This is a genomic window from Fictibacillus terranigra, from assembly GCF_030412265.1.
GTDB lineage: Bacteria > Bacillota > Bacilli > Bacillales > Fictibacillaceae > Fictibacillus_C > Fictibacillus_C terrinigri.
On the sequence record NZ_JAUHLN010000007.1, the window covers coordinates 35,002 to 46,529 of the forward strand.

General features: G+C 38.8%; 9 protein-coding genes. 2 read left to right on the forward strand and 7 right to left on the reverse strand.

The window, feature by feature from the left end; all coding sequences use genetic code 11:
- Window positions 1-13: 13 nt before the first annotated feature.
- Window positions 14-3,187 carry a DEAD/DEAH box helicase gene (locus QYF49_RS23245; RefSeq protein WP_290401972.1) on the forward strand — a complete coding sequence of 1,058 codons (3,174 nt, stop codon included), beginning with the start codon at window positions 14-16 and terminating at the stop codon, window positions 3,185-3,187.
- 428 nt (window positions 3,188-3,615) lie between these two features.
- Window positions 3,616-3,822 carry an HNH endonuclease gene (locus tag QYF49_RS25925; protein WP_354005871.1) on the forward strand — a complete coding sequence of 69 codons (207 nt, stop codon included), beginning with the start codon at window positions 3,616-3,618 and terminating at the stop codon, window positions 3,820-3,822.
- A gap of 373 nt (window positions 3,823-4,195) precedes the next feature.
- Here the strand turns inward: QYF49_RS25925 and QYF49_RS23250 are convergent, their stop codons facing one another.
- The 7 genes from QYF49_RS23250 to QYF49_RS23280 all read right to left on the reverse strand — a co-directional run bounded on the left by QYF49_RS23250 (window position 4,196) and on the right by QYF49_RS23280 (window position 11,347).
- On the reverse strand, window positions 4,196-4,996 hold the full coding sequence (locus QYF49_RS23250; RefSeq protein WP_290401973.1) for an SDR family NAD(P)-dependent oxidoreductase: 801 nt from the start codon (window positions 4,994-4,996) through the stop codon (window positions 4,196-4,198).
- A gap of 337 nt (window positions 4,997-5,333) precedes the next feature.
- Window positions 5,334-6,359: an LLM class flavin-dependent oxidoreductase gene (locus QYF49_RS23255; RefSeq protein WP_290401974.1), complete on the reverse strand. Its 1,026-nt coding sequence runs from the start codon at window positions 6,357-6,359 to the stop codon at window positions 5,334-5,336.
- Between the two features lie 157 nt (window positions 6,360-6,516).
- Window positions 6,517-7,524, reverse strand: a complete 1,008-nt coding sequence (locus tag QYF49_RS23260) for an LLM class flavin-dependent oxidoreductase (protein WP_290401975.1) — start codon at window positions 7,522-7,524, stop codon at window positions 6,517-6,519.
- Window positions 7,525-7,556: 32 nt separating this feature from the next.
- Window positions 7,557-8,510, reverse strand: coding sequence for a TIGR03571 family LLM class oxidoreductase (locus QYF49_RS23265; RefSeq protein ID WP_290401976.1), 954 nt, complete (start codon window positions 8,508-8,510; stop codon window positions 7,557-7,559).
- Window positions 8,511-8,530: 20 nt separating this feature from the next.
- The gene (locus tag QYF49_RS23270; protein ID WP_048678279.1) at window positions 8,531-8,854 is read right to left on the reverse strand and encodes an ArsR/SmtB family transcription factor; all 324 of its coding nucleotides are present in this window, start codon (window positions 8,852-8,854) and stop codon (window positions 8,531-8,533) included.
- Between the two features lie 525 nt (window positions 8,855-9,379).
- Window positions 9,380-10,552, reverse strand: coding sequence for a DUF4317 domain-containing protein (locus QYF49_RS23275; RefSeq protein WP_290401977.1), 1,173 nt, complete (start codon window positions 10,550-10,552; stop codon window positions 9,380-9,382).
- 270 nt (window positions 10,553-10,822) lie between these two features.
- On the reverse strand, window positions 10,823-11,347 hold the full coding sequence (locus tag QYF49_RS23280) for an ECF transporter S component (RefSeq protein ID WP_290401978.1): 525 nt from the start codon (window positions 11,345-11,347) through the stop codon (window positions 10,823-10,825).
- Window positions 11,348-11,528 lie beyond the last annotated feature (181 nt).

Sequence of the window (11,528 nt, forward strand, 5' to 3'; positions counted from 1 at the left end):
GAGGGATGTTATTTTGTTAAAGATAGGAGAAATTATCAAAGGATCTTTCTGGCCGGAAATTGTTGAAATTAAGCATTTTGAGGAAATTGACGATGGTTTATTTTTAGTTGAATCAATTGGGCGAAAAACAAATAAATATTATGAGCAGTATTTAGATAGGGCGCAACTAGCACAATTAGAAAACATGCAAGATGAGGAAAGTTCATTTAATTCTGAAAGACTGCAACACTATCTACAATACTACATCTTAAAGACAGAGGATAAATTTTCGAAGTCTCGTGCGCGAGGAAATAAAAAGATTATTCCCCTCCCACACCAAATTGAAGCAGTGTATAGCCGTATGTTACAGTCACCTCAAGTACGCTATTTATTAGCGGATGATCCGGGAGCAGGGAAAACGATAATGTCAGGAATGTTAATACGTGAGTTAACTGCAAGACAAGCTGCAGAGCGTATTTTAATTTTAGTTCCCCCTCTAGTATTAAAACAATGGCAGGAAGAGCTAAAAGATAAGTTTGGTGAAGAGTTTACGATTGTAAATCGAAGTTTATTAAATAGCTCAAGTGAAGTAAATCCGTTCGAATCACATGACAAAATAATTGCATCAATTTATTGGGCTTCACGTGAAGAAATTAAAGCATTTATTTTAAAAGCACAATTTGATTTAGTAATCGTTGATGAAGCTCATAAAATGGCTGCCTATACACATGGCGTCAAGAAACGTAAAGTAAATCGTACGAAAATTTACCAGCTTGGGGAGAGTTTACTACGTCATACAGAGCATTGCTTATTACTAACGGCTACACCCCATAAAGGAGATAAAGAAAATTTCCGACATTTAATGAGTTTGGTAGACCATGATATTTTTTCACGTTTAAATACAGGTGATTCTATATATGAAAAGAGTAATCCTTTCGTTATTCGTCGATTAAAGGAGACAATGAAAAATTTTGATGGTACTCCATTATTCCCGAAAAGAACGACAACGACAATTACATTTGATTTAAGCTATGGCGAACGTGAGCTTTATGAAGATGTAACTGCTTATGCACGCGAGCATTTTAATCGAGCAAAACAGAATAATAAACCAAACGTAGCATTTGCGATGATGATATTACAACGTCGCCTAAGTTCGTCTTTAGATGCTATTTATTTATCCCTAAAACGACGTAAAGAAAAGTTAGAAGAATTATTAGAGTCTGAGTTAACGGCCAATAAATCAATTGAGTCATTTGAATACGACGAACTTTCAATAGAAGAGCAGGAAGAAATAGAAACATTAGTTGAAGGGGAAACGGATGTTATTGATATAGAGGAACTAAAGCTAGAAATAGAGATTTTAGATGGTTTAGTTTATAAAGCAGAGATGCTCGTAAATCAAGATATTGAACGAAAATATTTAGAGCTTGAAAACACATTATTCAGTCCGGATGGATTGCTTTCTAAAGGAGAAAAAATCCTTATCTTTACGGAATCAAAAGATACTTTATATTACCTTGAACGAAAGCTCCTACAGCATGTCCCTGAAGTTACAAAAATCGTTGGGAACTTTTCGATGGATCAACGCCGTGAACAAGTAGAGCGATTCCGAAATGATGTACAAATCATGCTTGCTACAGATGCCGGAGGAGAATCTATCAACCTTCAATTCTGTAATCAAATGATTAACTATGATATTCCGTGGAATCCAAATCGTTTAGAACAGCGAATGGGGCGTATACATCGTATTGGACAAAAAAATGAAGTGTTCATCTTTAATCTTGTTGCGAAGAATACACGAGAAGGAGATGTACTGATACGTTTACTCAATAAGATGGAACAAATGCGCACAGATTTAGGACAAGATCAAGTCTATGATTTTATTGGTGAAGTACTAGAAGAAAATAATATCGATTTATCTCACTTAATGGAGGAAGCGATTAGCGGACGAGAAAATTTAGATGATCTGATTGCACAAATGGAAAAAACATTATCTGAAGAACATGAAAGATTATTAGATTTAGCAAAACAAGAACGCTTAGATGATTCCAGTTTTGATTTACCGGGTGCAAGACGTGCATATCAAGAAATTTCAATTAGCAGTATGCCATCGCGAGTCTATGGTGAGTTTGTAGTAAAACAGATTGAGGAAACACGTATTAAATTAAATATCTCAAATGATGGCAATACAGTTCGTATTGATCGATTCCCTAAAAATATTCGTGAACTAATTAAAAAGCGAAGATATTCTTTAAGAACTGATGAATCATTACGGTTTACATTAAGACCAGATAAACAAACTGAACAGTTATCTATATTGCAGAATGACCATCCATTAAAAAAATTAGCGATGGAATTAGCGAGTCAAGAGTTACAACAAGTGGCTTTACCAATTTGTACAGTAAAAACATATGTGAGTGAACCTCTAACATTAGAAATTAGCCGTATTAGCGTAGTTGATGGTACAGGCCGAGAGTTAGAACAAGAATTAATGTTATTAGCTAAAAGGGAAACTGGGGAGTTCATTCAAGTAGATCCGTATTTCCTATTCCAAAAGCAATTTGAATTAATCAATACAGTAGGTACAGAAGATAAATCTTTTAAAAAAGAGTCGATTCTTCAAGCGAAAAAGATACTTCAATCTGTCCAAATGAAACGCGATGATTATTTAAACCGAAAGAGTACTTATTTACGTCGTTCATTTGATGAACAAATGCAATCTTTACAGGAAAGAGTAACTATTTATCTAAGTGATAACTTAAATAATAAAAATATCGCATTAATTAACCAAACCTATACTCAAATTGAAGACTTAGAGGAACGTAGTAAGGATCGACTTGAAAACATTGAAAGAGAAAGAAGTATTCAGTTACAGTCCATTAAGCCAATTACACAACTACATGTACAACCAATTGTAAGTGTAGCACGTGTTATTCCAAAAGATCTCTTAGAAGTTGTAAAAGAGTATGAATATCAAAATGGACGATTAAACATCCGTGTTAAGAATGCATTTGGCTTAGTCGATTTCACGAGTGAAGAAGCAGAGGGTAATACACGATTTATTTTATTAACACCGTCTTTAGAGTTGCTTTCACAACAATTGGAATTAAATGATTACCAAGAATTAAATGGATCGGTATATGTTTATGTGGTAAATCAACATAATATCGTAGAAGAAGTGAAAATGGAACAAATCATTGGAATATAGTTAGGGAAAATCAGGGCCTGACGCTCAGTCGAGTAAAACGTTAATTCGATGAGGATCAGGCTTCTTTTTCTGGAAGGGTCTATGCCCATCTCACTATTCAAGCTGCGTTGAATGCATTTTGCAGATAATAAACAATGAAAACCTACCTCTATCCAAATATTGGAGATGAAACTGATAGTTGATTTAGAGGATGATCCTCCTTGATAAGTGCTAACATTTTGCTAACGTCTTCCCATAAAAAACGGTAAATCAACGTTAAAGATGTTACAGTAGGCAACATCCAAATCATTGATTTACCGCGCTTTTTGCACCTCTTGTTAACGATATTACACTCTCAAAGCTTACGGGCGGCATGATGTAATTTAGCTTTTAGAATCTTTATATATCAAGGTTTTAAAGGTGGAAACATCATTTTAGGTGCCGAAAAGGTGCCCGAACTTTTCCAAACAAAAAGTGGAAACCACTTTGAATTGAATAAAATGGAAGCAGACCATATTACCCCGTGGCATGAAGGTGGTAAAACCACTGCTGAGAATTGCCAATTGCTATGCATAGAAGTTGGAGAAAATCAGGAAAATAAAAAATGCCTATGGACATTCTTGTGCTTTAGCGAAACAGACGGTCAGGATATGTAGGATTATTTAAAAAATGACCACTCCTCTATAACAAGGAAGGGGTCATTATGTTTTAAAACAAAAATATAGACTTTTTGCTCAAAAGAAACAATGTTCTTTCGTAATGTACGGTGAACCGTACCATAAATAAGGGTAAACTCCTCTAAGCATGTTTACTAATTATCCCCAGGACTATTCAAAGAAAAAATCACATGCTGTTTTGGTGTTACAGAATATAAAAAGGGTGATACGAAGCGTCTTTACTATCTCGGGCTGATAAAGCTTCATACATATCAGAAGAAAACGGGCGGAATCACGTAATCTAAACAAAAAGCGGCTATCGAAAAAAGATAGCCCTTTTTGTTTGAATTTTTTTCTTAAGAATTAGCTTAATTTATATACTCGCAACCGAACCGCCATCAACTCGAAGGTTTACACCATTAATAAAGGAAGCCTGTTCGGAAGCAAGATAAACAACAGCAGACGCTGCTTCATCAACTGTTCCAGGCCGTTTTACTTCTACATGTGGACGGTTTTCCCTTAAAAATTGTTGAGTAGCTTCTTCATAGGTTATATTCAGCTGCTTCGCATTATCTTTTAACAGATTTTCCAGCATGGGTGTCATGATAAATGCTGGGGACACAGTATTCACCAGAATTCCCTGTGCGGCATACGCCTTTGATAAGCTCTTTGAAAAATTGATAATTGCTGCCTTTGAAGCATTATAATGAGGCATAAACGAATCAGGCTGAAGCCCTGATTCCGATGAAATATTAATGATGCGTCCAAATCCGGCTTTTTTCATAAAAGGAATAACTGCTTTGGTTACGCGGACAGTCCCAAATACATTCACATCAAATATATGCTGCCAGGCCTCTATATCCAATGTTTCAAAATCATCAAATCCACTGGCTATTCCTGCATTATTTACGAGTATATCGCATGATTTGAAGCGGTCGATCGCAGAGGAGACCAGATCTTCCACATCAGATTGTTTCGTTAAATCCGCCTGAACGGCAAGCACATTGCCTCCCAGCTTTTCAATTTCCGCTGCTGTTTCTTTTAGTGCTTCTTCACCACGGCCACAAATTACAACATTGGTGCCTTCCTTGGCAAACGCGACGGCAATTGCTTTTCCAATACCTTTACTGCCTCCTGTCACGAGTGCCGTTTTACCTTTTAATCCCAGGTTCACTTTACATCCAATCCTTTCTATGGGCGTCTATTGTTGATTATATATTAACAATATCTTCTAGTCATAAATAAATGAACGATGGCTGATTTTCAGCTCTAATACTCAATGAAAGCAGGGAAACCACTAAGAGGGTTTCCCTTTAAAAGTTCTTTATTTCAACTCCAGAACGGAAGGTAAATGGTTTAAAAGCAGCTTCATATTTTGGATTCATCTTTTTTTCTCGTTTTGTTTACATCAAGTTGGTTAAAGGGTTTGCTATTTAGCAAATGGATAACATAGACTGAAAAATTTATAGAGATACATTAAAAGCTTGCCATAAGGATCGGCCAGTTTTGACCTATTTTAGCTGAGTAATTTCTGCCAATATTTCATAGGAATGGAGGCGTGCCTTATGATCGTAAACCTGGGCGATTGCCATGATTTCATCAGCTTGACTTTCATCCAGAAACTTTTCCAGCTTTCCTTTCACGATTTGAGGACTGCCGACAATCGAAGTTCCTAATTGATTCTCAAGGGCAGCTATTTCATAGTCGCTCGCTATATCATTAATATTATCCACTGGCGGCGGCAATGGGACTTCCTTTCCGCGCATCAAATTCAAGAACTGCTGCTGCAGTGTTGTAGCGAGCCGCTCTGCTTCTTGATCTGTGTCGGCTGCAATGATGTTTAGCCCTACCATTGCATGCGGCTTGTCCAATACTTTAGAAGGCTTAAACGAACGGCGGTACAGCTGGATAGCCGGAAGTGTGTTATGCGGCGAGAAATGGCTCGCAAATGCAAACGGCAGTCCAAGCTCTCCTGCCAGCTGGGCACTGTATCCGCTTGAACCTAACAGCCAAATAGGTATGTTTAATCCCTCACCCGGAATTGCTTTAACATGACTATATCCTTGTGCAAGGGAAGGGTCAAAATAATTCCGGAGTTCAGCCAGCTGCTCAGGGAAATCTTCTCCTGAACTTCTCAAGTCACGTCTTAGTGCATGTGCGGTAAGCTGATCAGTGCCTGGTGCACGGCCCAAGCCAAGATCAATACGTCCTGGATATAACGATTCCAGAGTACCAAATTGCTCAGCAATAACAAGAGGTGCATGATTCGGCAGCATAATGCCGCCTGAACCTACCCGGATTTTTGATGTACCTGCTGCAACATGGGAAATCACTACCGATGTTGCAGAGCTGGCGATAAATGGCATATTATGATGCTCAGCGAGCCAATATCGGTTATACCCCAGCTTTTCAGCGAGCCGGGCCAGCTCCAAAGTATTGCGAAAAGAATCAGCCGGCGTACTTCCATCTGCAATAGGAGAGAGATCCAGGACCGAGAATGGAATATCCGTAATTTGTTTTATATCATTTTCAGGCATATGCTCATCTTCTTTCTTTAAAAATTTCGGTTCAAACCTATAAAAGAATTTACAGGTTGTTTTTCTTTGTCTTCTTTTACTGTTTCAATCTAAATCACATTAATTTAACTGATTTAATATCTGCATAAAATACATCTTTTATTAGACTAGACACTGTTTAAATTACCGCAGCCTGAGCCAAAATTTCATAAGAGCGCAGCCGTGCCTTATGATCAAAAATCTCTGTATGAGCCATGATTTCATCAGCATCAGTCTTTTCTATTAACTCATGGAGCTGCTGCTTCACACCTGCAAGGTCCCCGATGATGGAAGTGAAAAGCTGTTCTTCAACCGCCCTGCGTTCAGTATCGTTCCAAAGCTCGTCCATATTATCAACAGGGGGCAAAATTGGCGAAGGCTGTCCGCGGGTTAACAAAAGAAATTTTTGATACATCGAAGTGGCAAGCCTTTGTGCCTCCTGTTTCTCATCAGCAGCCACCACTTGAACAGCTAACAGTACATAAGGCTCCTTCAAAAATTGAGACGGACGAAAATAATCCCGGTACAGTTTTATGGCCTCCATCATGTTACCTGGAGCAAAATGTCCCGCGAAAGAGAATGGTAACCCAAGTATTCCAGCCAATTGTGCACTATATAACCCTGAACCTAATAGCCAGATTGGCACATTTGTTTTTTCGCCGGGAATGGCGTGAAAGCTAAATGAACCATTCTTAGTGGCTGTTCCTGTACCATAAAGATATGCGATAAGCTCCTCAAGCCGGGCATCAAATTCAGGTTCACCGGCAACCCGCTGCCGCAATACATTTGCTGTATATTGGTCGGTGCCAGGTGCCCGCCCCAATCCAAGGTCGATCCGGCCAGGGAAGAGGGTTTCTAATGTACCAAATTGCTCAGCCACGGAAAGAGGAGAATAATGGGAAAGCAGCATTGCGCCTGATCCAATACGCATTTTTTCCGTGACAGAGGCTACTCGTCCAATTACGATCGGGGATGCTGAACTCGCCATTCCTGCCCAATTATGATGTTCAGCAAGCCAAAACCGTTTATATCCCCACTGCTCTGTTTTCTTTGCTAGATCAAGCGTATTTTGAAGGGAAAGTTCGGCTGATCCTCCCTCGACAATTGGGGAGGGATCTAGTACTGAAAGTTCTATTTTCTTTGTCATAATTCTTCCTCCTTTATATACAATTTAATTTTTTAAAGCTGGCCTGTACCTTTATGGGTTGGAAAGGAGGGTAAAACAAATTCTCCAAGTTCCTGGATTACTTCCTCTGGAGGGCGCTTGGAAAAATACAGAACAAACGCCAAATGGTTGACCCCAATCGCTTGAAATTGATGAAGTAGATCAACTAAACGGTTTCTTCCCACGGAATAGCCTAAGGGTATGGGGACAGGCATTTCATCGGGATTTTCCGATAAATCGATGAACAAGCTTTGAGAGAAGGGTTTAAAATCTCCTTCAGTTAAAGCACGATAATCCTGGATAAGCTGCGCCTGTTGAATAATGCTTCTAGGGTATTGAAGCCACCCATCCCCATTCCTGGCTATCCAATGGATAGACTGATTGCTAAATCCAGTCACCATGGTCGGAATCGAAGATACAGGCTTTGGGATTAACCTCATATTTGTACCATCGATCAGCCCGGCCTGGCTGTGGATTGTCGGCTGATCCTCTTTTAACAGCCGGTCGAGAATTTCGAAATTTTCTTTAAATAACGGACCGCTTTCTTGCTTAGATATCCCTAAAGCTGTAAAGTCTTTTTCCCTGTCCCCTGAGGCAACTCCCATAATCAATCGACCTGGAAACAATTGATCGATTGATGCCGCTTCCTTGGCTACCCTGACGGGGTGGCGCAAAGGGAGAACTACACTTCCTGTCACTAAGGCAATGTGCTTCGTGTAGGCAGCAAGATACGTCAAATAAATCCATAAATCGTATTTTTGGCCGTTATCATCAATATTCAAATTCTGCATCGTAATATCACGGAGCCATAATGAAGCGAAGCCATATTCCTCAATTTTACGGGCAAGCTCCAGCTGATTCTCCATAATCGGATTTTTAGACATCCTGGCAGTCGGGAGGACAAATCCAAGTGTCATTTTGTCTTTCTGGTACATGCTGTTATAGGCACGATGATTTTGAAAACTCACTCTTGGTCCTCCTTAAAAGACTATATTTTTAAGCCTATATACTTTTCAAACTGTTTAATGGTCTCCTCATTGCGTCGATAATAAGTCCATTGTCCGATTCGTTTCATTTCCACCAGCCCGCTTTGCAATAGGATAGACAAATACTGGGAGGTAGTGGATTGTGATAGTCCTACTTTGCTGCGAATATCACTAACACAAACCCCGCCATCAAAGCCTTTTTCTTTGATGACATGGGCCTGCGGGGAAAAATTATTATCAGGTTCTTTCAACATTTGCAGAATATTTACTCTTATTTGATTTGACAGAGCCTTGAAAATTTCAACTGCCTGTTCGTCATTTATCATATTTGACTCCCGATTCAACGGTGCCCGCCCCTTTCTGATCTTATTAAAATCTATTTTGCTTGGAATGCGTATAAACTAATCGAACAAAAGGATATTGATAATTTGCGATATCTCTATATTATTTTCCTTTATACCCAAAATCAAATTTTATGCTTTAGACAGCGCTAGGAAACGGCTTTAAAGGAACTACACAAATTAGCTTAGAGAACAGGTGGCGGAGAGATGAGGATTATTTTGCCCATCTTTTAAATGGTCTGGGTTGGTATATAGCTTGGGAAAATCAAGACTTTAGAAGGGGATAGGTGAAGAAACTTCTGATGATGATGTTATAGATGACGATACAATTTCTATGGATTCTGTTACTGCCTAGATAGGATTTACGTGTTGTGCTGAGTTTGAAGCGCAGTATCTAGTTTTGGGCGGTTTATGTAATGTGTTGTAAGGTGCGCTTCAGCTTTCCCCCTTATCCAAAAGGGAAGTATCATTTACTATTTTTGGATAAGGGGTGTTTTGTCTATTACTTCCCTAGTTTTCATCAAAAGCTTCCGGAATCATCGTAAAGCCTTCGATGACCGTATCTTCTTCCACTTCGATCATCAGGTAGCGCTTGCCGCTGAGATGAACTTGTTTGACGTACTTCAAATCCTGTGGACTAATCGAAATGTTAGCTATTTTCGTGTTGATTTTAATCGATTTTGAAGTATATTTCGGTACGACGCTGCTTGCTTTTATCTCATATTTGTCATCATCAATCACATTTTTGAAGGCGGATTCTACCTTTTCCGCACTTATGTCTTCAATGCCGCTCATCTTTAATACCCGTTCGACGTCCTTGGAGTCTAATTTCGGGTGTTCTTCCTCTTCATTCTCTTCGATCATACGGTTAATTTCTTCATATACATTTGAGAGTGTGGAAGTATTTAATTGATCTCTTGTTACGTCTTTAATAATTTCTTCAAAAACGGTTTTATCATCCTTTGCAGTCATCGTCTCTTCGCCGTTTAAAACTTGGTCTATGAATTCATGATCAGGCTCATGGACTTTTCCCGCCGAATAGAGAATGTGGTTGACATCTGCTGCATTATCGGTAAAACAAGGAAACAGAAAGCCAGCGATTGGCGTATTGAGGTTGATAATGGGGTCAACAACAAAATTGTATTTGAACTGTTTTTCAACATAGTCAAAAAGCAGTTCTTTTTTTGGTTCTTGAGTATTATTGATACTGCACAGAATAAAGGGATGAGAGTATACGGTATCACGTTCACTTTCTTCAGAATCTCCATTTCGGCGTCTCGTTGGCTTAAAATATTCTCCACGAATGAATGTAATGACAATATCCATCTCATATTGCCGGTTTAAAAGCATTTTACCTACCATCTGAAGCATTCGCTCTTTCCAGTCTTCCACATCAGTGCTGAGTAATCCTTGATGCAGAATGAGCTGACTGTTATTGTCAGCATCCCTTTGAAATTTTAGTTCAAAGAGCTTCTCATCTAAATTTCCGCCAAGTAATTTTTTAAAGTTATTCATAAATAACTCCTGCTGGTCTGGGTCGAGCATTTCAAAAGGTTGATTCTGGTGATGATAAACCTCACTTGATTCCTTCATAATATAGACATTAAAAATTTGAGTGATTTTGAGTAAATCATTATCTTTTTTAAATTGTTTTCGAATCTGTGCTATATCTTTTTTGTTCATGCTTACATACACTCCTAAGTTGCCCTGATTTGTAAAGTTGAAGGCAGAAAGTCTCGCCGCCTTGAGTTTGAAGCAGCATTTATTCTAACATAAGTTGTTTTATTGCTAAGGCGAAGTTAAGTGTGACGAACAACTCCTGGTTTTGAACCTTCTGTATCGTTTACTGAACTGGATGGAAATCGTTTTACAAAAAACACCCCATAAAGCAGTCTTTTTTCAAAGTAACTGCTCTATAGGGTTCCTTCGCTGCGAAATGAGCAACTCCTATATCTATATAGCTCTTTGCTTTATGCGTGTTACAAGTGGTACTACAATTATACCGGCTATTACCACCTGCATAAAATTTCCGGGGATTGATCCGAAAGGCTGGATCCAGTTGCTGTAAAGGATAACTTCTGCAAAATAGTAGCCGATGATTTTAATGATAAGGGCTGCGGCGACTGCCATTGAGTTTACAGCCACTCTTTTGCCGGGTACCTTTTCGGATATGAGTCCGGCTAAAAAACCCATTGCTCCTACTATAAAGAATGTAAACGGTGCCCACACTGTCCATCCGGAGATCAAATCAAATAAGGCCATTCCGAAGGCGCCTGCAATGGCTCCTGTTTTTTTGCCGAAAACAAAAGCTGCAATAAATAGAGGAACGTTACCCAGATGGATTAATCCTCCGTTACCCATAATCGGGAGTTTTATATTAATGAACATGGTAGCTACAAGGGTCAATGCGATGAAAAGTGCATTGATGACTAATGCTTTTGTTTTCGTCGTTTCTATCGATGAGAATGATGTATTCACAAAATAACCTCTTTCGTTTTTAACGAATCATTTACTTGCCATACAGCAGAAGTATATTTCAGTCAGCTTCTTTTCTATTCGTTTTGGATTGGAATTCCCACTAATCTATTATAGCCGCCTCTCACGCTTTAGAAAATAGGGAAATGATATTTTACGTAAAGTGAGAACTAGTTATCATAAG

What these genes read in the sequence shown, in the direction of transcription:
- QYF49_RS23255 (WP_290401974.1), bottom strand. Translation starts at nt 6,359, where the DNA reads ATGCCTGAAAATGATATAAAACAAATTACGGATATTCCATTCTCGGTC.
- QYF49_RS23260 (WP_290401975.1), bottom strand. Translation starts at nt 7,524, where the DNA reads ATGACAAAGAAAATAGAACTTTCAGTACTAGATCCCTCCCCAATTGTC.
- QYF49_RS23270 (WP_048678279.1), bottom strand. Translation starts at nt 8,854, where the DNA reads ATGATAAATGACGAACAGGCAGTTGAAATTTTCAAGGCTCTGTCAAAT.
- QYF49_RS23275 (WP_290401977.1), bottom strand. Translation starts at nt 10,552, where the DNA reads ATGAACAAAAAAGATATAGCACAGATTCGAAAACAATTTAAAAAAGAT.